The sequence below is a fragment of the Chryseomicrobium aureum genome (assembly GCF_043182735.1).
GTDB lineage: Bacteria > Bacillota > Bacilli > Bacillales_A > Planococcaceae > Chryseomicrobium > Chryseomicrobium aureum.
The window spans coordinates 2619762-2642964 of record NZ_CP171117.1 but is presented as its reverse complement, the minus strand read 5'-3'; the positions used below and the strand labels follow the sequence as shown (position 1 = coordinate 2642964).

Annotated in this window: 17 protein-coding genes, 1 tRNA gene, 3 rRNA genes, 1 other RNA gene, 1 pseudogene and 1 other annotated feature; of the genes and pseudogenes, 20 read left to right on the top strand and 3 right to left on the bottom strand. The window is 45.3% G+C overall.

Annotated features, from left to right (window positions below):
- Positions 1 to 20 precede the first annotated feature (20 nt).
- The 3 genes from ACF3OH_RS13865 (at position 21) to ACF3OH_RS13855 (ending at position 3562) form a co-directional block, all read left to right on the top strand.
- On the top strand, positions 21 to 497 hold the full coding sequence (locus ACF3OH_RS13865; protein ID WP_392455194.1) for a glutathione peroxidase: 477 nt from the start codon (positions 21 to 23) through the stop codon (positions 495 to 497).
- A 129-nt stretch (positions 498 to 626) separates the two neighbouring features.
- Entirely contained in the window at positions 627 to 2093 is a 1467-nt protein-coding gene (guaB, locus tag ACF3OH_RS13860; protein WP_204591980.1) for an IMP dehydrogenase, read from the top strand.
- Between the two features lie 143 nt (positions 2094 to 2236).
- Positions 2237 to 3562 carry a serine hydrolase gene (locus tag ACF3OH_RS13855; RefSeq protein WP_392455192.1) on the top strand — a complete coding sequence of 442 codons (1326 nt, stop codon included), beginning with the start codon at positions 2237 to 2239 and terminating at the stop codon, positions 3560 to 3562.
- 210 nt (positions 3563 to 3772) lie between these two features.
- Here the strand turns inward: ACF3OH_RS13855 and ACF3OH_RS13850 are convergent, their stop codons facing one another.
- Positions 3773 to 5188 (bottom strand): PLP-dependent aminotransferase family protein, encoded by a 1416-nt coding sequence (locus ACF3OH_RS13850; protein ID WP_392455191.1) that lies wholly within the window; start codon positions 5186 to 5188, stop codon positions 3773 to 3775.
- Between the two features lie 104 nt (positions 5189 to 5292).
- Positions 5293 to 5493 (top strand) — a binding site (T-box leader).
- A gap of 63 nt (positions 5494 to 5556) precedes the next feature.
- Between ACF3OH_RS13850 and serS the strand changes: the two genes are divergently transcribed.
- A complete protein-coding gene (serS, locus tag ACF3OH_RS13845; RefSeq protein WP_392455189.1) occupies positions 5557 to 6831 on the top strand; it encodes a serine--tRNA ligase in 1275 nt (424 codons plus the stop codon).
- Between the two features lie 19 nt (positions 6832 to 6850).
- On the opposite strand, the gene tadA is transcribed toward serS, so the two are convergent.
- Positions 6851 to 7339 (bottom strand): tRNA adenosine(34) deaminase TadA, encoded by a 489-nt coding sequence (tadA, locus tag ACF3OH_RS13840; protein ID WP_239584997.1) that lies wholly within the window; start codon positions 7337 to 7339, stop codon positions 6851 to 6853.
- Positions 7340 to 7469: 130 nt separating this feature from the next.
- Here tadA and ACF3OH_RS13835 point away from each other — a divergent pair, with 130 nt between their 5' ends.
- Both ACF3OH_RS13835 and ACF3OH_RS13830 read left to right on the top strand, forming a co-directional pair.
- Positions 7470 to 8108, top strand: coding sequence for a deoxynucleoside kinase (locus ACF3OH_RS13835; protein WP_204591972.1), 639 nt, complete (start codon positions 7470 to 7472; stop codon positions 8106 to 8108).
- Complete coding sequence (locus ACF3OH_RS13830; protein WP_392455188.1) at positions 8105 to 8773, top strand: deoxynucleoside kinase; 669 nt, start codon at positions 8105 to 8107, stop codon at positions 8771 to 8773. The genes ACF3OH_RS13835 and ACF3OH_RS13830 overlap by 4 nt, the downstream gene beginning before the upstream one ends.
- A 597-nt stretch (positions 8774 to 9370) precedes the next feature.
- On the opposite strand, the gene ACF3OH_RS13825 is transcribed toward ACF3OH_RS13830, so the two are convergent.
- Positions 9371 to 9463: transfer RNA gene (locus ACF3OH_RS13825), tRNA-Ser, on the bottom strand.
- Positions 9464 to 9586: 123 nt separating this feature from the next.
- On the opposite strand from ACF3OH_RS13825, the gene ffs reads away from it, so the two are divergent.
- The 14 genes and pseudogenes from ffs to ACF3OH_RS13755 form a co-directional block, all read left to right on the top strand.
- Positions 9587 to 9853, top strand: an RNA gene (gene ffs / locus ACF3OH_RS13820) — signal recognition particle sRNA large type.
- Between the two features lie 96 nt (positions 9854 to 9949).
- A complete protein-coding gene (gene dnaX / locus ACF3OH_RS13815; RefSeq protein WP_392455186.1) occupies positions 9950 to 11644 on the top strand; it encodes a DNA polymerase III subunit gamma/tau in 1695 nt (564 codons plus the stop codon).
- Positions 11645 to 11658: 14 nt separating this feature from the next.
- Positions 11659 to 11982: a YbaB/EbfC family nucleoid-associated protein gene (locus ACF3OH_RS13810; protein ID WP_100354630.1), complete on the top strand. Its 324-nt coding sequence runs from the start codon at positions 11659 to 11661 to the stop codon at positions 11980 to 11982.
- 11 nt (positions 11983 to 11993) lie between these two features.
- Positions 11994 to 12590, top strand: a complete 597-nt coding sequence (recR, locus tag ACF3OH_RS13805) for a recombination mediator RecR (RefSeq protein ID WP_204591966.1) — start codon at positions 11994 to 11996, stop codon at positions 12588 to 12590.
- Positions 12590 to 12814, top strand: coding sequence for a YaaL family protein (locus ACF3OH_RS13800; RefSeq protein WP_204591965.1), 225 nt, complete (start codon positions 12590 to 12592; stop codon positions 12812 to 12814). Before recR ends, ACF3OH_RS13800 begins: the two co-directional genes overlap by 1 nt.
- Before the next feature lie 110 nt (positions 12815 to 12924).
- Positions 12925 to 13107 (top strand): pro-sigmaK processing inhibitor BofA family protein, encoded by a 183-nt coding sequence (locus tag ACF3OH_RS13795; protein ID WP_392455184.1) that lies wholly within the window; start codon positions 12925 to 12927, stop codon positions 13105 to 13107.
- A gap of 317 nt (positions 13108 to 13424) precedes the next feature.
- A 16S ribosomal RNA gene (locus tag ACF3OH_RS13790) occupies positions 13425 to 14977 on the top strand.
- Positions 14978 to 15165: 188 nt separating this feature from the next.
- Positions 15166 to 18091, top strand: a 23S ribosomal RNA gene (locus ACF3OH_RS13785).
- Between the two features lie 46 nt (positions 18092 to 18137).
- Positions 18138 to 18253: ribosomal RNA gene (gene rrf, locus ACF3OH_RS13780) — 5S ribosomal RNA — on the top strand.
- Together the 16S, 23S and 5S rRNA genes form the textbook arrangement of a ribosomal RNA operon.
- A gap of 244 nt (positions 18254 to 18497) precedes the next feature.
- On the top strand, positions 18498 to 19526 hold the full coding sequence (locus ACF3OH_RS13775; protein ID WP_392455183.1) for a LacI family DNA-binding transcriptional regulator: 1029 nt from the start codon (positions 18498 to 18500) through the stop codon (positions 19524 to 19526).
- A complete protein-coding gene (locus ACF3OH_RS13770) occupies positions 19519 to 20193 on the top strand; it encodes an RraA family protein (protein ID WP_392455181.1) in 675 nt (224 codons plus the stop codon). Before ACF3OH_RS13775 ends, ACF3OH_RS13770 begins: the two co-directional genes overlap by 8 nt.
- Positions 20193 to 21287, top strand: coding sequence for an Ldh family oxidoreductase (locus tag ACF3OH_RS13765; protein WP_204591117.1), 1095 nt, complete (start codon positions 20193 to 20195; stop codon positions 21285 to 21287). The genes ACF3OH_RS13770 and ACF3OH_RS13765 overlap by 1 nt, the downstream gene beginning before the upstream one ends.
- Positions 21274 to 22434: an iron-containing alcohol dehydrogenase gene (locus ACF3OH_RS13760; RefSeq protein ID WP_392455179.1), complete on the top strand. Its 1161-nt coding sequence runs from the start codon at positions 21274 to 21276 to the stop codon at positions 22432 to 22434. Before ACF3OH_RS13765 ends, ACF3OH_RS13760 begins: the two co-directional genes overlap by 14 nt.
- 131 nt (positions 22435 to 22565) lie before the next feature.
- Positions 22566 to 23156: pseudogene (locus tag ACF3OH_RS13755) on the top strand (transposase); the annotation flags it as partial.
- Between the last annotated feature and the right edge of the window lie 47 nt (positions 23157 to 23203).

The window sequence follows — 23203 nt, the reverse complement described above, 5'->3', positions numbered from 1 at the left end:
CGAAAGGAGCGAACACACACATGACAACCGTATTTGACTTCAAAGTAAAAGCAACGACTGGCGATGAAGTAGCACTCGATACATACAAAGGCAAAGTGCTCGTCGTCGTCAACACTGCGAGTAAGTGTGGCTTCACCCCCCAATTTGAAGAATTGCAAAGCCTTTATGAGAAGTACAAAGACCAAGGATTCGAAGTCCTAGGCTTCCCAAGTGACCAATTCAACAATCAAGAGTTTGAAAACATCGATGAAACGATGAGTTTCTGCCAACGCAACTATGGTGTCTCATTCCCAATGTTTGCGAAAGTAGATGTAAAAGGCACAGATGCAGATCCACTATTCCAACACCTCGTTTCAGAAAAGAAAGGGTTGCTCTCAGAAGGGATTAAGTGGAACTTCACAAAGTTCTTAGTGGATCGTGACGGAAATGTTGTAAAACGCTACGCACCTCAGACAAATCCATCAAAAATTGAAGAAGATTTAGTGAAGTATCTATAGGACGGAGAAATCCGTTCTTTTTTTGTGAAAAATCGGAATACATGTTTAATTTGATGCTGCCTTGACACCTCTTAGCCACGCTGATAACCTTAACACTAATATTCAAAATCAAGAGGAGGAAGACGGAAAATGTGGGAATCAAAATTCCAGCGTGAAGGATTAACATTTGATGACGTATTGCTTGTTCCAGCGAAATCAGAGGTATTGCCAAAGGATGTCGACTTATCAGTTCAATTGACAGAGAAGATTAAAGTGAACATTCCGATTTTAAGTGCAGGAATGGATACCGTAACAGAAGCAAAGATGGCTATTGCTATGGCACGTCAAGGCGGTCTCGGTATTATTCACAAGAATATGAGCATTGATGAGCAAGCGGAACAAGTGGAGACAGTTAAGCGTTCGGAAAATGGCGTTATCACAGATCCGTTCTTCCTAACACCAACACATCAGGTGTATGATGCAGAACATTTGATGGGCAAATACCGCATCTCAGGTGTGCCAATCGTGAACAATGAAGAAGAGCAAAAGCTTGTTGGAATTATCACGAATCGCGACCTTCGTTTCATCCAAGATTATTCATTGAAAATTGATGACGTGATGACGAAAGAGAACTTGGTGACAGCTCCTGTTGGCACAACACTTCAAGAAGCGGAAAAAGTGCTACAAAAATACAAGATTGAAAAACTTCCAATTGTAGATGAAGACGGTATTTTAAAAGGTCTTATTACAATTAAAGATATTGAAAAAGTAATTGAGTTTCCGAACGCTGCAAAAGACCAACATGGCCGCCTTCTTGTCGGAGCAGCAGTGGGTGTCACGAAAGATACACTGATGCGCGTAGAGAAGCTTGTGAAGGCACATGTAGATGTCATTACGATTGATACAGCACATGGTCACTCACAAGGTGTAATGGAAACTGTGAAAGAGATTCGCGCAGCTTACCCAGAACTTGCAATCATTGCAGGGAATGTAGCGACTTCAGAAGCAACGCGTGAGCTGATTGAAGCGGGAGCAGACATCATTAAAGTCGGAATCGGTCCTGGTTCAATTTGTACAACACGTGTTGTTGCAGGCGTTGGGGTTCCTCAAATTTCAGCGGTATACGATTGTGCAACAGAAGCACGCAAGCACGGCAAAGCCATTATTGCTGATGGCGGGATTAAATATTCTGGCGATATTGTGAAAGCATTAGCTGCTGGTGGACATGTTGTGATGTTAGGAAGCATGCTTGCAGGTACGACAGAAAGCCCTGGAGAGACTGAAATCTTCCAAGGACGTCGCTTTAAAGTGTACCGTGGAATGGGATCAATTGGTGCCATGGAACGTGGTTCAAAAGATCGTTACTTCCAAGAAGATGCGAAGAAACTGGTGCCAGAAGGTATTGAAGGGCGTCTTCCATACAAAGGGCCACTTGCAGATACGATTCACCAGTTAACAGGTGGGATTCGTTCTGGAATGGGATACTGCGGAGCGCACAACTTGGAAAAACTTCGAAATGAAGCACAATTTGTGAAAATGACAGGTGCCGGCCTTCGTGAGAGTCACCCACATGATGTACAAATTACAAAAGAAGCACCAAACTATTCTATTTCCTAATAACTAGTTCCTATCAGGAACATTCGCACACCTTATGACGTCTATACTAGGCATTAGGTGTGTTTTTTTAGTGAAAATGCATTTTTTCTACTAGCCTTGTGTTAAAATGAGCAAGGAAAAATAGGCTTTGGAGGGTAAAAACATTGAAAAAATGGATGGCACAGTGGCTCCTCATTCCGATGCTTTTAATTTCAGGAATCGTAGGAATCCCGCAAGCAGCTCAAGCGGAGACAGATCCGCTTAACTTAACCGTAGATGCTGCAATTATGATTGACGCTGAGACTGGGAAAATTTTATATAGCAAAAATGCAGAACAACCACTTGCGATTGCTAGTATGACAAAAATGATGACAGAGTATCTGTTATTTGAAGCGATTGAAGAAGGACGTATTACATGGGATCAACAATATTCGGTCACAGACTATACATACCGCCTTTCACAAAATCGTGCACTAAGTAATGTACCTCTTCGCCAAGATGGTACATATTCGATTCGTGAATTGTATGAAGCAATGGCGATCTATTCTGCCAATGCAGCGACAGTAGCGATTGCTGAGACAATTGCAGGCACAGAAGACAATTTTGTTACATTGATGAATGAAAAAGCAGAAGAGTTAGGACTTGAAGGGTATAACTTCGTCAACTCATCGGGATTAAACAATGAAGATCTAATGGGAATGCACCCAGCTTCTACTGGCGCGAGCGATGAAAACGTGATGCCTGCAAAAGCTGTGGCAACATTATCATTTGCACTTCTTCGCGATTACCCGGAAGTACTAGAAGTGGCAAGCATCCCTCGTAAGACGTTCCGTGAAGGGACAGACGATGCAACAGACATGCCAAACTGGAACTTCATGTTACCAGGACTTGTCTATGAGTACGAAGGTGTGGATGGATTAAAAACGGGAACAACTGAACTTGCTGGTCATTCATTCGCAAGTACTGCAACACGTGGCGACATGCGTTTAATTACAGTCGTGATGAAAGCAGTAGATGCGCAAGGTGTAGGTTCTTATAAAGCGCGCTTTGATGCAACTCGTGCTCTATTGGATTACGGCTTTGCGCAATTTACAAAACAAGAGATCGTAGCACCAGGACAAACAATAGAAGGTGCAGAGACACTTGCTGTCGATAAAGGGAAAGAAGATGAAGTTGCAATTGCTCCAAAAGAAGGCATTTCGATGGTCATCAAGTCAAATGAAAAAGACTTGTACACACCTGTATTTACACCGACAGAAGAGATGCTTGAAGCAGAGGTAGAAAGCGGCCAGGTTGTCGGAAAAGTAAAACTGGAGAAAACGGAAGGTGAAGACCTTGGTTACATCCTGGATAAAGAAGCAGGAGTAGACGTTGTGACGACAGCTGCAGTAGAACGTGCAAGCTGGATTTCTCTTGTATTCCAAGGAATTGGAGCATTCTTTACAGGACTATGGGGGAATGTAACAGAATTCGTTGGTGGATTGTTTTAAACCAAAAGTAAAGAGGCTGTGACAAAACCCAGCAAAGGGAGTTTCTCGTCATGAGAAACTCCCTTTTTGTATGTTCTATTGGGTGTAGGGGAAGCGTTCCGCGGGCGCGGGCTGAGCCTCGGTCTCAGCTTCCGCTTATAATCCCGCTGGAGTCACGCCTACACACTTTTCATTTTGTTATCTTTAACTTCATTTGTGGAATTAACTGAGTTATGTCCCTGCCTCTTTTTGTATGCAGTATTCCGCAAGTTGTTCAAATAAGTCGTTCAGTGCAGGTTCCATCTTCTCTTCGGGGATGCCCCCAAAGCCCAGTAATAACTTGGAAGAGACAGTTGTCCGGTTGATGCGGTAATGGTCAAGTGCAGAGATACGGATACCAATTTCCGCAAGTTTGGTTCTCAATTGTTCCCCCGTGAAATGTGTCTGGCAATCTATCACAACATGCATGCCAGCTTGATCTCCAGAAATCGAGAGCCACTCTGCATACGGTTCGCCAATCTTTCGTAAGATGTCTAATTTTCGTTTGTAGAGCTTCCGCATTCGGTTTACATGTTTCTCAAAATACCCTTTTTCCATAAATTGAGTCAAAGTTGCTTGATCAAAGCGTGGGACAGTAGCTGCATAATGTCCAAATTGGCGTCTGTACACATCCAATAAATGCGATGGAATGACCGCATACGCGATACGCAGTGAGGGCATCAGAGATTTTGAAAATGTGCTCAAATAAATCACGCGATTATTTGTATCAAATCCTTGCAGTGCAGGGATTGGCATTCCGACATAACGGAATTCGCTGTCATAATCGTCCTCGATGATATAGCCACCGGTTTCAGTTGCCCACTTTAACAATTGATTTCGTCTAGAGGCAGATAGGATGGCGCCGGTTGGGAACTGGTGAGCAGGCGTAATATAAGCAGCTGTGGCATTGGTTGTTCGAAGTTCGCTGACTTTCATCCCTTCTTCGTCTACAGCAATCGGTACGGCTTGATAGGCGCTGTTTTGTGAGAAGTGATGGGTAAGCGAATAGCCTGGATCTTCCACTGCCAATACTCCGGCGTCCCCCATTAAGCGTAAGAGAAAAGGTAAGAGCTGTTCGGTTCCTGACCCGATGATGACTTGCTCAGGGGTACACCTGACACCCCGTGATTGATAGAGATAGGTCGCAATCTGTTGGCGAAGAGAGAGGTCTCCTTGAGGGTGTCCAAGGTGAAGTAGCTCTCGATTTCGATCAGACAGCACATCACGTGCGCATTTTCTCCATTGTTCTAATGGAAAGTGCGCAAGGTCGATTTTCCCTGGATGAAAGTCATAGCGGTAGCTCGGGGCTTCTAGTTCTTGTCGAGCAGGTTGTTCGCCAGGTGTACTCCGGATGAGTTCTGTACTGTTTTGTACAAAGTATCCTTTGCGAGGCAGTGCAATGACATAGCCCTCATCTACAAGTTGGTGATAGGTCGTTTCAATCGTTGTCTGACTGATGGACAAGTAATCCGCCAATTGACGCTTCGAAGGAAGCTTTTCTCCTTCGGCAAGCTGCCCTGTCAATATCGCTTCACGAAAAGCGCGATACAGCCGTTCATAGAGTGGCATGGATGAATCAGTTGATAGGTGTGGTAGAAATAATTCCATAGCAACGTCCTCCGTTCAAGTTCTGTGGTTTTAGTATACGGGAATATAGATGTGTACGTTGCACAATTTGTGAAAATCGGGTAAACTAGAGCTAATTTCATGTGTGAAAAACGATGATCGGAAGCAGTAACAAGCCCGTTTTTTCAAGAGAGTCAGCGGTTGGTGAGAGCTGATAAAAACACTTGTGAATCCATCCTGAGAGTTGCCTTCGGTATAACGAAGGCCGGTCAAGAGGCCGTTATGAGACAAGTGGTGTTCCTATGGACACAACCAGGGTGGTAACGCGGGTAGCTCTCGTCCCTTTTTTAGGGATGGGGGCTTTTTGTATGCAAAAAATCGTTGGAAGCCAATCAAGAGGAGGAAATTCTATGTTAGATGTACGGTATGTACGTGACAATTTTGATGCCGTAAAGGCAAAGCTCGCAAAGCGAGGAGAAGATATCTCAGAGTTTGATCAATTTGAAGTGCTCGATCAAAAACGCCGAGAGTTGATTGCCAAAACAGAAGAGTTGAAGTCTGAGCGCAATAAAGTGTCTGAGCAGATCTCTACGATGAAGCGCAACAAAGAAAATGCAGATGAGGCCATCGCACGTATGCGTCAAGTTGGCGATGAAATCAAAGAGTTAGACGAAGAACTTCGTGAAGTTGAAGAAAAGTTCAATTATATGATGATGCGTATTCCAAACATTCCGCACGACAGCGTACCAATCGGGGATACAGAAGACGATAACGTCACGCACCGTACGTGGGGAGATGCACCGTCATTTGACTTCGAACCGAAAGCCCACTGGGATATCGTGACAGATTTGAAGCTTGTCGACTTTGAACGTGCAGCGAAAGTAACGGGAAGCCGTTTTGCTTTCTACCGTGGTCTAGGTGCACGTCTTGAGCGTGCTTTACTGAACTTCATGATGGATCTGCACTCTGAAGAGCATGGCTACGAAGAAATGATTCCACCGTACATGGCAAACCGTGAGAGTTTAACGGGAACAGGCCAGTTGCCGAAGTTTGAAGAAGATGCCTTCTTGATCCAAGAGGAAGATTACTTCTTGATTCCAACAGCTGAAGTACCGGTGACGAACTTCTACCGAGATGAAATCTTAGAAGCTGAGCAACTTCCACAAGCGTTCACAGCGTATAGCGCATGTTTCCGTTCTGAAGCAGGATCTGCAGGACGCGACACACGTGGCTTGATTCGTCAGCATCAATTCAACAAAGTCGAACTGGTTCGTTTTGTGAAGCCAGAAGAATCTTACGAGCAACTGGAACTATTAACAGGACACGCAGAGAAAGTGCTTCAACTTCTTGGTCTTCCGTACCGCGTGTTGTTGATGTGTACAGCCGACCTAGGGTTCACAGCAGCGAAGAAATACGATATCGAAGTATGGCTTCCAAGCTACAACGACTTCAAAGAGATTTCTTCTTGCAGTAATTTTGAAGATTTCCAAGCGCGTCGTGCGGGTATCCGATTCCGCCGCGAGCCAGGTGCAAAACCTGAATATGTGCACACGTTGAACGGAAGCGGCCTAGCGATTGGTCGTACGGTTGCGGCGATTTTAGAAAACTACCAGCAAGCAGACGGATCTGTTGTGATTCCAGAAGTATTGCGTCCATACATGGGTGGTAAAGACGTTATCCGTTAATTGAAAAAGCAGCCGACTCTTATAGGGAGTCTGGCTGCTTTTGTTGTTTGCGGAGCTTTTTTTGCTCACGTAAGTTACGGAAGAAAGAGGTGAGGATTTCGCCACAGGCCTCAGCCTCCACACCTTCAATGACTTCACATGCATGGTTGAAACGTTCATCGTTTAGGAGAGTGTAAAGTGAATGCACGCACCCTGCTTTTGCATCGCGTGCGCCGTAAACGACGCGTGGAATCCGGGATTGTAAGATAGCCCCTGCACACATCGGGCAAGGCTCGAGCGTGACATAAAGCGTCGTGTCTTCTAAGCGCCAGCTACCGAGCTGTTTGCATCCCTCTTCGATGACTAACATCTCCGCATGGGTAAGGGCGTTTTGCGTCGCTTCTCGGAGGTTCGAGCCTCGTGCGATGATGGTGTCGTTATGAACAAGAATCGCTCCGATGGGGACTTCTCCAGCATCGCCAGCCTTCTTTGCTTCGGCAAGCGCTTCTCTCATATAGAAGTCGTGCATAAGACCTTCCTCCTCTCTAATTTTATGTTTCTTTGCTTGGAAAGATGGACGGATTTTCATCTATGTTTCATGGTAGAGCTGTGGTAAAATGGAAAGCACGACTTGAGACAGAAGAGTGAGGTCAGAAGCTATGTCTATTCCATTTATTACGGTTGAAGGGCCTATTGGCGTCGGGAAAACGTCCCTAGCAAAAGCCATCGCCGATACGTATCAATTTGAATTACTGAAAGAAATCGTTGACGAGAACCCGTTCTTAGATAAATTTTATGACAATATTGCAGAGTGGAGCTTCCAGACGGAAATGTTCTTCTTATGTAACCGTTATAAGCAGCTGGCAGACATTCAAAAGCATTATATCGCAAACGACCGTCCTGTTGCTGCCGATTATCATATTTTCAAAAACCTGATTTTTGCTAAGCGCACTCTTTCTCCAGTGGAGTATGCGAAATACGAAGGAATTTACTCTATTTTAACACGAGATATGCCTGTTCCGAACATGGTCGTCTACCTAGACGCAAGCCTGGATGTATTACTAGAGCGTATCGAACTGCGTGGCCGTGATTTCGAGAAGAAGATCGAGCCCGCTTACCTTGCGCAATTATCTGCAGACTACCGTGTGTTCATAGAAGATTTCGAGAAGGCGCACCCGGAGGTTCCTGTCCTGCGTTTTAGCGGAGACGATTTCGATTTCGTCCAAAACCCACAAGACCTGGCCCACATTTTAGATAAAGTAGATGCAACATTACATAAAAGGAGCTTGCAACGATGAATTTACGAGAGAAATACGGCATTCCCCATGATGCTGTCATCACGATCGCCGGAACTGTAGGTGTCGGAAAATCAACGATGACTAAAACTTTGGCAGAAGCGCTTGATTTTAAGACTTCTTTTGAAAAGGTAGATACGAATCCTTATTTGGACCGTTTCTATGATGATTTCTCTAAGTGGAGCTTTCACTTACAGATTTACTTCTTAGCGGAGCGCTTTAAAGAACAGAAGCGCATGTTTGAGTACGGTGGTGGATTCATCCAAGACCGCTCCATCTATGAAGATACGGGTATCTTTGCACGGATGCACAAAGAGAAAGGCACAATGGATCCTGTCGACTACGAAACGTATACAAGTCTTTTCGATGCGATGGTCATGACGCCTTACTTCCCACATCCCGATTTGCTGATCTACCTTGAAGGTTCACTGGAGAGCATAATCGGCCGCATCCAAGAGCGTGGCCGTCCGATGGAGCAGCAAACACCCATCACGTATTGGGAAGAGATGCACGGCCGTTACGAGAACTGGATCGATAACTTTAACGGATGCCCAGTGCTTCGTTTGAACATCAATGATTACGATATCGTGAAACGTCCAGAAGATGTAGAAAAAATCTTAGACCGCATCGGTAGCCACCTAACGAAAACAGCGGTTTACCGCGGTTAATGATACGTTTGGAATGCCCCTTCGACCTTTTGAGGTTGGAGGGGTTTTTGTGGAGGAAGCAGGGGGTTCCCGACCTGCGGATTAGTTTCCATAACATCATTTGGGGCGTTAATGGGACTTGCTCGGGCGTTAAATGAGCGGTTAGGGTCGTTAAATCGTACAACAGGGGCGTTAAAACAGCATTTGAGGGCGTTAAGTAAGAGACACTATTATTGCGTTTAGGGCTTCGTGATTGCGAAAGCATTTTCCTCATTTTGGATTTAAATTTGCTTGTGGGTGAGTGCTTCGTCGCTAAAACAACGATTTTCGACGCTCAAAGCAAAGTTTTCGTCGCTCAGATGATTGATGATAGCTTTTCCGACGCTGAAATAAGAGTTTGCGTCGCTGGATTCACAATTTTCGACGCTTTAAGCGAGGTTTTCGTCGCTCAAGCCAAAGCGTGCACGGTAGTCGGTCATTCCCCACAAACAAAAAACTGCCCGCCCCACTTAAAGTGAGACAGGCAGTTCTAAATATTCAGACACGACTCTTGTAAGAAAAATTCGACCTGGAGTGATCGAATTCAATCTCATGTTTATGCGTGTGTGTGTTTTAAAATGGAGGAGGTAGAGGGATTCGAACCCCCGCGCGGTTTGACCCGCCTGTCGGTTTTCAAGACCGATCCCTTCAGCCGGACTTGGGTATACCTCCGAAGTACAGAAATAAATTTATCACGTCTAAAATTCAAAGTCAACAAAGAAAATGATTTTTTTTAATATAATTTTTTCACACGAGATTTGATTTTTCGTACGGAGGTGCGTATACTAATAAATGCCGTGCTAGGTGGGAAGGTAGCGGTGTCCTGTAACTCGCAATCCGCTCTAGCGAGACTGAACTCCTTCTCTGAGGCTGTTTGCATGTGAGGTCTGGTGTTTGCACGTAGTGTTGACGTCCGGGTCCTGCGCAATGAATACCCATGAACCATGTCAGGTCCGGAAGGAAGCAGCATTAAGTGGTGCTATTTATGTGCCGCGGGGTCGCCTGGGCTGAGCTAACGACAAGCGTGCCGCTCATGTGTAGCAGTCGAAGGAAGGTGCACGGTATACATAGAAGATTCACCCGTTTTCCGTTAGGGAAGACGGGTTTTTTATGGTATAATGGAAAGAGTGACTGATCATCAGAAATGGAGTGGAATGTGTGACTTATCAAGCGTTTTATCGTGCATACCGACCGCAATCCTTCGGGGAGATGTCGGGGCAAAAACACATTAAGCAAACCCTCCAGAATGCACTCGACTCTGGAAAGACAACACACGCGTACTTGTTCTCGGGACCACGAGGAACCGGAAAGACAAGTACAGCTAAAATATTTGCGAAGGCCCTGAATTGTGAAAACGGCCCCGCCAAAGAACCTTGCAACACCTGTGCAATCTGTACAAGTATCACAGATGGCTCCAATCCAGACGTGCTTGAATTTGATGCCGCGTCCCATTCACGGGTAGAAGAAATGCGAGATGTCATCGAAAAAGTACGCTTCGCACCGTCGAACGCACGTTATAAAGTGTACATCATTGATGAGGTGCACATGCTCTCGACAAGTGCTTTCAACGCACTACTCAAAACACTAGAAGAACCGCCCCCCCATGCTGTATTTGTTCTCGCAACGACTGAACCTCATAAAATTCCACTTACAATCATCTCGCGTTGTCAGCGATTCGATTTCAAACGAATTTCCAACACGGACATTGTGGAGCGAATGGTTCAAGTGCTTGACGACGCAGGGATTCCATATGATGAAAAAGTGTTGCGTCTAATTGCGCAAGCATCTGCTGGTGGAATGCGAGATGCATTAAGCTTACTAGATCAAGTGGTTTCGTACAGTGCGGAAACAATGACAATGGAAGAGGCACTCTTTATTACAGGTTCGATTGGTTCAGATGCATTCGTCCATATGGCAGAAGCACTGCTTGATGGCAACGTGAATGATGCGCTTGCCACGCTCGACGGTCTGATCATGGACGGCAAAGACCCTGTGCGCTTGATTGAAGACTTGGTGACGTTCTATCGCGACCTTCTCATCATGCAACACGTCGAGTCACCGGAAGAAATGGTCGAGATCGCAGAACCGACAGACTATGTGAAGGAGCTTTCCAAGCGCTACTCGCAACAACGCCTTTACACAAGCATTCAAATTGCTACTGAGATGCAACAAGAGATGCGTTTTTCAAACCATCCTAAAATCTATGTGGAGACAGCACTCATTCGATTGTCTCAGCTGACGGATCAACCTGGGAACACAATGACATCCTCTGTCTCAGACGAGCAAGTACAAAGACTTGAATCAAAAATTGCAAAACTCGAAGCGCAACTTCGTTCAGGAACAGCAAATGCGCCAGCAGAAGCCACGAAACAGAAACGTTCACGTGGGCCAAGTGGTATCAAAGTTCCAACAGGACGAATTCAAGAAGTCCTGAAGTCTGCAACAAAACCAGCGATTCAGCAAGTGAAAACGCAATGGGCACAAGTCATGCAGCAACTGCAACGCTCGCATGCGGCTCTCCTGAATGACGCGGAACCAGTTGCGGCATCGGATACCGCTTTTGTGTTAAAATTCAAATATGAAATCCACTGCCAAATGGCAATGGACAATCAAACGTTCTCGACCCTCTTCCCGCAAGTTGTGGAAGACGTGACAGGAACACTTTATGAAGTGCTGTATACGCCGGAAGACCAGTGGCTTGAAATTCGCTCTGCATTCATTGCAGGGAATCAGCTAACTGGCGTTGTAGAAGAAGGAGACGACGATGACGAACAAGAAACAGTCATCGATCCATTGATCTCGGAAGCAACGAAACTATTCGGTGAAGACTTTGTTGAAATCAAAGAAGACTAAAGGAGGAAATCACAATGCGTGGTGGAATGGGAAATATGCAAGGTATGATGAAACAAATGCAGAAAATGCAAAAGAAAATGGCAGAGGCTCAAGAAGAGCTTGGCACACAACACTTTGAAGGTGTAGCAGGTGGCGGTATGGTCAAAGTGACTGTTACAGGACACCGTGAAGTTGTCGGAGTCGCTCTTGATGAATCTGTTGTAGATCCAGAAGATGTAGAAATGCTACAAGATCTAATTGTCATTGCGACAAACGAAGCATTGAAGAAAGCAGAAGAAACAGCGAATGCCACAATGGGCCAATTCACGAAGGGATTGAACCTTCCTGGCATGTTCTAGGAGGACACACAATGCATTATCCAGCGCCGATTTCTAAACTAATCGACAGCTTTATGAAACTGCCAGGTATTGGGCCGAAGACAGCGGCCCGTCTGGCGTTTTTTGTACTCAGCATGAAAGAAGACACGGTAACCGATTTTGCAAAGGCGCTGCTCGATGCAAAACGAAATTTAAGTTATTGCTCCGTATGTGGGCATATTACGGATATAGACCCTTGTGCTATCTGTCAGGACACAGCTCGTAACCAAACGATGATCTGTGTTGTGCAAGATACGAAAGACGTGATTGCGATGGAAAAGATGCGCGATTACCAAGGTCTTTATCACGTTCTTCATGGTGCCATCTCTCCTATGGAAGGAATTGGCCCAGAAGATATCAATATCCCCCCACTTCTGAAACGTCTTCAAAATGAAGAGGTGCAAGAATTGATTTTAGCAACAAACCCTACTATAGAAGGAGAAGCGACTGCGATGTACATTTCGCGACTCGTGAAACCTTCTGGCATCCGTACTACACGAATTGCCCACGGCTTACCAGTCGGCGGAGATTTAGAATATGCAGATGAAGTGACGCTTTCAAAAGCACTAGAAGGGAGACGAGAACTCTAATGGGTTTGTTCTCTCGTCGTGGAAAGTTGAAACAAGAATTCGATACACGCTTTATTCGTTTATTAGAAGAAACACGTGCGGATTGGCATACGGCCCAGATGGTAGAGTCTCATTTGGATGACTACAACCTTGATGCGATCGCCAAGCGCAAGGCGATGGAAAGTATACACTTCTATCTGTATGCCGAAGCGAAACGTCGCCAAGTGGTCTATAAGCCGAGATAAATGCATAAAGTAAAGGGAAAGGAGTTGTGAGATGACTTATCTCGGTCTTTCCCTTTTTCTTTTGGCCATTTTAGCAGTAGCACGAAAACCCCTTTATACTATTATCGATTTTGTCGGGAAGATTTTTATGGAGAGCGGCTATTGGTATGTTATGTCTTTACGCTGCTCATTTGACAGCAAGCTTTATAGGTAGCGATTGGCAAGTCCCTATCACGTATTTCACTGCCGCGTTTGCTATCGTATGTGGTTTCCCTGGAGTCGTAGGTGTTGTGGTTTTATCTTTTTTAATTTAATTTCAAAAATCTATTGACCATCTATGAAGAAGGATGTATTATTAGTTAGGTCGCCAAGACAACACATCAAAAACGAAATAAAGTGTTGACAACTATTTGATAAGTTGGTATACTTTAAAAGTTGTCCCAAGACGACATATGAACATTGAAAACTGAACATGCAAGACGTCAAGATAGAGCGTCACCGCCCCGACCCCCGTTGGGTGTGCGTGACGCAAACACGAACCAAGTCGCATCCTATAAACGGTTGTGATGGACGTTCAAAAATGGACATCATTATGATGCCAGCAACAAAATGAGCTTACATTAAGTTCTCTTTTATGGAGAGTTTGATCCTGGCTCAGGACGAACGCTGGCGGCGTGCCTAATACATGCAAGTCGAGCGGATGAAGGAGGAGCTTGCTCCTCCAGATTCAGCGGCGGACGGGTGAGTAACACGTGGGCAACCTGCCCTGTAGATTGGGATAACTCCGGGAAACCGGGGCTAATACCGAATAATCCACCAGACCACATGGTCCGGTGTTGAAAGGCGGCCTCGGCTGTCACTACAGGATGGGCCCGCGGCGCATTAGCTAGTTGGTGGGGTAACGGCCCACCAAGGCGACGATGCGTAGCCGACCTGAGAGGGTGATCGGCCACACTGGGACTGAGACACGGCCCAGACTCCTACGGGAGGCAGCAGTAGGGAATCTTCCACAATGGACGAAAGTCTGATGGAGCAACGCCGCGTGAGTGAAGAAGGTTCTCGGATCGTAAAACTCTGTTGTGAGGGAAGAACAAGTACCGGAGTAACTGCCGGTACCTTGACGGTACCTCATTAGAAAGCCACGGCTAACTACGTGCCAGCAGCCGCGGTAATACGTAGGTGGCAAGCGTTGTCCGGAATCATTGGGCGTAAAGCGCGCGCAGGCGGTCCCTTAAGTCTGATGTGAAAGCCCACGGCTCAACCGTGGAGGGTCATTGGAAACTGGGGGACTTGAGTGCAGAAGAGGAAAGCGGAATTCCAAGTGTAGCGGTGAAATGCGTAGAGATTTGGAGGAACACCAGTGGCGAAGGCGGCTTTCTGGTCTGTAACTGACGCTGAGGCGCGAAAGCGTGGGGAGCAAACAGGATTAGATACCCTGGTAGTCCACGCCGTAAACGATGAGTGCTAAGTGTTAGGGGGTTTCCGCCCCTTAGTGCTGCAGCTAACGCATTAAGCACTCCGCCTGGGGAGTACGGTCGCAAGACTGAAACTCAAAGGAATTGACGGGGGCCCGCACAAGCGGTGGAGCATGTGGTTTAATTCGAAGCAACGCGAAGAACCTTACCAGGTCTTGACATCCCGCCGACCGCCTAGGAGACTAGGCCTTCCCTTCGGGGACGGCGGTGACAGGTGGTGCATGGTTGTCGTCAGCTCGTGTCGTGAGATGTTGGGTTAAGTCCCGCAACGAGCGCAACCCTTGATCTTAGTTGCCAGCATTCAGTTGGGCACTCTAAGGTGACTGCCGGTGACAAACCGGAGGAAGGTGGGGATGACGTCAAATCATCATGCCCCTTATGACCTGGGCTACACACGTGCTACAATGGATGGTACAAAGGGCTGCGAACCCGCGAGGGGGAGCCAATCCCATAAAACCATTCTCAGTTCGGATTGTAGGCTGCAACTCGCCTACATGAAGCTGGAATCGCTAGTAATCGTGGATCAGCATGCCACGGTGAATACGTTCCCGGGCCTTGTACACACCGCCCGTCACACCACGAGAGTTTGTAACACCCGAAGTCGGTGGGGTAACCTTTATGGGGCCAGCCGCCGAAGGTGGGACAGATGATTGGGGTGAAGTCGTAACAAGGTAGCCGTATCGGAAGGTGCGGCTGGATCACCTCCTTTCTAAGGATTATTTCGGAACAGACCCTCGGGTCTTGACTTGACGTCTTGCAGTTCAGTTTTGAATGTTCATACATTCAACAACCTGTTCTTTGAAAACTGGATAGAACGACATTGATTGTAACAAACACAACGTCAAGTGAATTGACGTGTGACCTTAAGTCTCTTCTTTAATGGAGAGCACTAACTTAGGTTAAGTTAGGAAGGGCGCACGGTGGATGCCTTGGCACTAGGAGCCTATGAAGGACGGCACTAACACCGATATGCTTCGGGGAGCTGTAAGTGAGCTTTGATCCGGAGATTTCCGAATGGGGAAACCCAGCACGCGTAATGGCGTGTTACCTTCCAGTGAATACATAGCTGGTCGGAGGCAGACCCAGGGAACTGAAACATCTAAGTACCTGGAGGAAGAGAAAGAAAAATCGATTCCCTGAGTAGCGGCGAGCGAAACGGGAAGAGCCCAAACCAAGAGGCTTGCCTCTTGGGGTTGTAGGACACTCTATACGGAGTTACAAAGGCAAGGGGTAGACGAAGCGGTCTGGAAAGGCCCACGACACGAGGTAAGAGTCCTGTAGTCCAAACCCATTGCCCTCCAGAGTGGATCCTGAGTACGGCGGAACACGTGAAATTCCGTCGGAATCCGGGAGGACCATCTCCCAAGGCTAAATACTCCCTAGTGACCGATAGTGAACCAGTACCGTGAGGGAAAGGTGAAAAGCACCCCGGAAGGGGAGTGAAAGAGATCCTGAAACCGTGTGCCTACAAGTAGTTAGAGCCCGTTAATGGGTGATAGCGTGCCTTTTGTAGAATGAACCGGCGAGTTACGATTCCATGCAAGGTTAAGTCGAGGAGACGGAGCCGCAGCGAAAGCGAGTCTGAACAGGGCGAATGAGTATGGGGTCGTAGACCCGAAACCAGGTGATCTACCCATGTCCAGGATGAAGGTGAGGTAACACTCACTGGAGGTCCGAACCCACGCACGTTGAAAAGTGCGGGGATGAGGTGTGGGTAGCGGAGAAATTCCAATCGAACCTGGAGATAGCTGGTTCTCTCCGAAATAGCTTTAGGGCTAGCCTCAGATGAAGAATCTCGGAGGTAGAGCACTGTTTGGACTAGGGGCCCATCCCGGGTTACCGAATTCAGACAAACTCCGAATGCCGATGATTTGTATCTGGGAGTCAGACTGCGAGTGATAAGATCCGTAGTCAAGAGGGAAACAGCCCAGACCACCAGCTAAGGTCCCCAAGTAACCGTTAAGTGGAAAAGGATGTGGCGTTGCTTAGACAACCAGGATGTTGGCTTAGAAGCAGCCATCATTTAAAGAGTGCGTAATAGCTCACTGGTCGAGTGACGCTGCGCCGAAAATGTATCGGGGCTAAACGGTTCACCGAAGCTGTGGATGCATACCTAGGGTATGCGTGGTAGGAGAGCGTTCTAAGGGCGTCGAAGTCTGACCGGAAGGACAGGTGGAGCGCTTAGAAGTGAGAATGCCGGTATGAGTAGCGAAAGATGGGTGAGAATCCCATCCACCGTATGACCAAGGTTTCCTGAGGAAGGCTCGTCCGCTCAGGGTCAGTCGGGACCTAAGTCGAGGCCGATAGGCGTAGACGATGGACAACAGGTTGATATTCCTGTACCACCTCCCCGCCATTTGAGTGATGGGGGGACGCAGTAGGATAGGGAAGCGTGCCGTTGGATGTGCACGTTCAAGCAGTGAGGTGTGATGTGAGGCAAATCCCGCATCTATAACACCAGGCTGTGATGAGGAGGACGTAGTCCGAAGTTTCTGATTTCACGCTGCCAAGAAAAGCCTCTAGCGAGGCGGGAGGTGCCCGTACCGCAAACCGACACAGGTGGTCGAGGAGAGAATCCTAAGGTGAGCGAGTGAACTCTCGTTAAGGAACTCGGCAAAATGACCCCGTAACTTCGGGAGAAGGGGTGCTCTGACAGGGTGAAAGCCCGAGAGAGCCGCAGTGAATAGGCCCAGGCGACTGTTTAGCAAAAACACAGGTCTCTGCAAAACCGTAAGGTGACGTATAGGGGCTGACGCCTGCCCGGTGCTGGAAGGTTAAGAGGAGTGCTTAGCGCAAGCGAAGGTGCGAATTGAAGCCCCAGTAAACGGCGGCCGTAACTATAACGGTCCTAAGGTAGCGAAATTCCTTGTCGGGTAAGTTCCGACCCGCACGAAAGGCGTAACGATCTGGGCACTGTCTCAACGAGAGACTCGGTGAAATTATAGTACCTGTGAAGATGCAGGTTACCCGCGACAGGACGGAAAGACCCCGTGGAGCTTTACTGTAGCCTGATATTGAACTTTGGTGCAACTTGTACAGGATAGGTAGGAGCCTAAGAGCCCGGAGCGCCAGCTTCGGAGGAGGCGTCGGTGGGATACTACCCTGGTTGTATTGAAGTTCTAACCCATGCCCGTGACCCGGGCAGGAGACAGTGTCAGGCGGACAGTTTGACTGGGGCGGTCGCCTCCTAAAGTGTAACGGAGGCGCCCAAAGGTTCCCTCAGAATGGTTGGAAATCATTCGAAGAGTGTAAAGGCAGAAGGGAGCTTGACTGCGAGACCTACAAGTCGAGCAGGGTCGAAAGACGGGCTTAGTGATCCGGTGGTTCCGCATGGAAGGGCCATCGCTCAACGGATAAAAGCTACCCCGGGGATAACAGGCTTATCTCCCCCAAGAGTCCACATCGACGGGGAGGTTTGGCACCTCGATGTCGGCTCATCGCATCCTGGGGCTGTAGTCGGTCCCAAGGGTTGGGCTGTTCGCCCATTAAAGCGGTACGCGAGCTGGGTTCAGAACGTCGTGAGACAGTTCGGTCCCTATCCGTCGTGGGCGTAGGAAATTTGAGAGGAGCTGTCCTTAGTACGAGAGGACCGGGATGGACACACCGCTGGTGTACCAGTTGTCTTGCCAAAGGCATCGCTGGGTAGCTATGTGTGGACGGGATAAGTGCTGAAAGCATCTAAGCATGAAGCCCCCCTCAAGATGAGATTTCCCATTACGCAAGTAAGTAAGATCCCTCAAAGACGATGAGGTAGATAGGTTCGGGGTGGAAGCGTGGCGACACGTGGAGCTGACGAATACTAATCGATCGAGGACTTAACCAAAAAAATCAATGAAGTTCTATCCAGTTTTGAGCGAACAGGCTCAAGGTCTAGTGATGATGGCGAAGAGGTCACACCCGTTCCCATACCGAACACGGAAGTTAAGCTCTTCAGCGCCGATGGTAGTTGGGGGTCTCCCCCTGTGAGAGTAGGACGTCGCTGGGCAACACGAAGGTCATCCCGAGAGGGATGGCTTTTTTTGTGCTTGTTTTAAAAACCCGACCTAATGATACATACAGAACCATTCTTAACTGCATAATAAATAAATAATTTTATGAATCATTAAAATATTGTTGTATTAATTTTTATTTTCTGATATTATCATTTTTAGAAACCGTTTTAGGAAACCGGTTTCCTAAAACGGTTTCCTAATAAAAATATTAAATATTTTTTGAAATGAGGTAATCCAATGAAGATTACTATTGCAGATGTAGCAAGAAAGGCCGGGGTTTCAAAGTCTACTGTTTCTAGAATACTAAATGGTAACTATGAACAAAACACCCAAAGAACTATTGATAAAGTTTTGAAAGTAATTGAAGAAATGGATTTTCAACCAAATGCACTTGCGAAAGGTTTAAAGTCTAATAAAACAAATATTATTGGTATAGTCCTATCGAATTTAAAAAATCCCTTTTGGGCAAGCGTACTAGAAGGAGTAGAAGATGAATGTAGAAGTAGCGGATTCAATTTAATGATTTGTAACTCCAATGAAAACCCAAGAGTAGAAAGAGATCATATTAAATCTTTTCAATTAAAACAAGTAGAAGGAATTATCATCAACACAACACTTGGCAACGAAGACATTTATAAAGATTTTACTGAAAAAAATTTCCCATTTGTAACAATCAACAGAAAAATTCCTAATACCGAAGTTAATGGTGTTTTTATGGATAATATTGAAGGAGCAAAAATAGCTGTACAACATTTTATTGATAATGGATTAAGAGAAATCGCTATATTTATTTATCCTACTGAAGGCGTCAGTCCAAGAGAGGAGAGGTTAGAAGGTTATAGACAAGCTTTACAAGATAATTCGTTGGTAGTTAAAGAAGAATTAATAAAAATTGTGGGTGAAAATAAAGAGATTGTAAAAAAAGAAGTAAAAAATTTACTAAATTCACATCAGAAAGTAGAAGCGATATTTTCTACAAACAATATTTTAACTCTTTACGTTATGGAGGCTATTAGAGAACTAGGCCTTAAAGTTCCACAAGACATAGCTTTAATTGGTTACGATGAAACTGTATGGTCTATGCATTTAAATCCTCCCTTAACGACTGTTTATCAACCTGCATATAAAATGGGGGAACTTGCTGCCAAAAAAGTTATTGAGCTCATTAATAATAAGGAACAAAAAATTCCTACTGAACAAATTTCATTATTGCCAAATTTAATAGTAAGACAATCAAGTATACAAAGGAGTCAATTAAATGAGTAATTTAGGATTTAGAGTATTGGAACGTAAATCTAACATCGATAAAAATATTGTAAGGGCTTACAAAGATGTGGTAACTCCACATATAAGTGACAACTTAAATCGTCTGTTTGCTGGAGGGAGTAAACTACGCCCTTATCATAAAGAGGGGAAATTATTAGGGGTGGCTATTACTGTCCGCACCAGACCTGGTGATAACTTAATGATTCATAAAGCATTGGATATGGCCGAACCCGGAGATGTATTGGTAGTAGATGCAGGAGGAGATAAGACAAATGCAGTGTTTGGTGAAATTATGTTGCGTCTCGCTTTGAAAAAAGGAATCACCGGTGTAGTTATCAACGGTGCCATTAGAGATGTAAATGCATTTTCACAAAGTAGTTTTCCAATCTATGCTTGCGGTGTAACTCATAGGGGGCCTTATAAAGATGGACCAGGAGAAATAAATGTACCAATTCAATTAGATGGAATGGTAGTTAATCCTGGAGATTTAGTTGTAGGTGACGAAGACGGGATAGTAACTATACCTAATCAGATTGTTGAAGAAGTATTGGAGAAGGCAAATAAACAAGCAGCATTGGAAGTAGAAATTATCAAAAGTATCGAGGAAGGCACTATCGATAGAAGTTGGATTGACAAAACATTAGAAGAGAAAGGCTGTGAATTCTGATGGAATCACCGCTAAGGTTTGATTGGGAAAAGCTCCAGAATTTTTGTGAGATGCTCTTTATTAGAACTGGTGTAAATCCAGAAATCTCTAGAATCGTCTCAGATTCTTTAGTGCAAGCTGATCTAAGAGGGATTGAATCTCATGGAGTCGTAAGAACTTTAATCTACCATCAAAGAGTAGAGTCTCAAATGATAAATCACACTAAAGAAGTTGAGGTTATACAGGAAGACGACGCTACGTTATTAATTGATGGAAATAATAATTTTGGTGCCTATATTGGAACACAAGCTCTAAACCGAGCAATAGATAAAGCTCGTAAAAGAGGTGTTGCAATTGCTGGAGTAAAAGGGTCAAACCATTTTGGTACAGGTGCTTTTTATGCATTAAAAGCTATCGAACAAGATATGATTTTATTGGTTTTATCTAATGCTTCACAAACAATGCCACCAAGTGGCGGTATACGGCCATTCATTGGAACTAACCCTTTAGCAATCGGTGTTCCTGCAGGCACTCAATTGCCCTTTTTGTTAGATATGGCTACTAGTGTAGTAGCGCGGGGGAAAATTATTGTTGCTGCACAAAAAGGGGAAGATATTCCTCCAGGCTGGGCTATCGATAAATATGGAAATCCAACTACAGATGCAAATTTAGCATTAGAAGGGGCAGTTTTACCCGTTGGTGGTCCAAAAGGATATGCGATCTCAATGTTTATTGATATTTTATCTGGAGTTCTAACAGGTGCAGGATTTGGTAAGTATGTTAACAACATGTACGAAAATTGGGAAGAGCCACAGAATGTTGGGCACTTTTTTTTAGTAATTGATATTAATAAATTTATGCCTATTGATAGTTTTAAAACTCGTATGGATACTTACATAAGTGAACTTAAAGGAGAGCCTACAGCCCCAGGAGTAGAGGAGATAATGATTCCCGGGGAAATTGAGTTCAAACGTGCTCTTGATAGGAAAGAAAACGGTATCGAACTTCCTATAAATGTAGTAAAAGATTTGTATAAGCTTGGGCAACGCTATGATTTAGATTTATATACTGCACTTTTAAATTCAAAGGAGGTTGATTTGCATGTTAGTGAGTAATAAATTTAGGTACGAAACTCCAACAAAAATTGAATTTGGAATAGGGGCAATTGAAAACCTTCCAAAGTTCCTTAATGAATTGGGTGGTACAAATGTATTGATTGTTGGAGATCCCGGTGTGTTGCAAGCGGGTATCGTAGACCAGGTAATAAATCCTATTAAGAATTCCAATTTTCCATTTACTGTGTTCACAGATGTTGGAACTGAAGCAAGTATTGAATCCGTAGATTTAGGGATTAAGATGGCAAAAGAAAATAGTTGTGACCTTGTAATTGGCGTCGGGGGAGGAAGTGCCTTAGATACTGCAAAAGCAATAGGACTTATGATTACTAATCCAGGTAATATCCGCGATTATATCGGTATGGATAAAGTAAATAGTTCAGGTGCACCTGTAATTGCAGTCCCAACCACTGCAGGCACAGGTAGTGAAATAACAAGATTTGCTGTTTTATCAGATAAGCAAGCAAAAGCAAAATTAAGTATTGGGAGTATGTACATTTGTCCTACATTGGCTGTATGCGACCCTAACCTTACTATTTCTTTACCTCCTCATATTACAGCAGCAACAGGTATGGATGCATTAACACATGCTCTAGAGTCTTATGTTAATAAGGCTACCCAGCCAATTTCTGAAGCTCTATCAATTCAATCAATGAAACTGATATCTAGAAGTTTGGTGATAGCTGTTAAACAAGGTGAAAACATAGACGCGAGAGCCGACATGTTGATGGCGAGTACGATCGCAGCAATGGCTTTTAATTCCACCAGACTCGGCCTTGCCCATGCTTTAGCAATTCCATTAGGAGCTCATTTCAAAATTCCTCATGGAGTTGTTAACGCTATGTTATTGCCGAGTGTTATGAAATTTAATCTTGTTGGTAATATTGATAAATTTATTGAAGTTGCAAAGATATTCGGAGAGAACCTAGACGGTCTATCTAAGAGAGACGCAGCCGAGCGTTCTGTAAAAGTCATAAGAAGACTCAATGAAGATATTGGTATTCATTATAAGCTTTCGGATTATGGAGTTGAGGAAAAGCATCTTGAAATGATTGCTCAGGAAGCTATGGAATCTGGGAATGTTCCAATAAATCCGGTGAAGCCGACTATCGAAGATTTAAAGAATCTGTGTCGTGAAGTGTTGTAAGCGCTTTAAACATATAAGGAGCCTTCCTGTTAGGAAGATTTCTGAGGCCTTGAATAAAAAAAGCCCTCTTTTATGATGATTGAGTGGTCACCCGAGAAAATGACCCAATACATCTAAGAGAGGACTATTATATGAATTCTAAAACGGATGAAAAGATTAATCAAGTCTCAGAAAAGACACTGGTCATCGGCATCGCCAAGCGGACACATTTCGCCTGTGCAGTCGACGACCGCGGACGTGTGCTCCAGAAATCCTTTGCGTTTACCCAGTCTCGGAGCGGCTTTGAAATGCTCTACACACGCATCATCGCCCTCAAAGAAGGACATCTGAAACAAGAGGTCATTGTCGGTTTTGAACCGACCGGGCACTATTGGATGAACCTGGCGGCCTTTCTCACCGACCACGGCATCCCCTATGTGATGGCACGTATCGAGATCGCCACGCTGCTCACCCAGTACCGTCTGTTACAATCGCAACTCGAGACACTGACAGATGAACTCATCGAACTTGCCCATCAGACACCGGATTATGAATACCTTTCCTCCGTCCCGGGCATCGGGGATGTGACGATCATCGAGCTTCTCTCTGAGATCGGTTCTTTCAAACAGTACAAGGATCCACGCCAATTCATCAAACTAGCGGGCCTGACACTGAGAGAGAACTCCTCAGGACAACAGAAAGGACAGAAGCGCATCTCAAAACGCGGCAGGAAGAGGCTCCGTCATCATAAGCTACGCAGAGATCCAATGTGCATTAAATAGGACAAAGT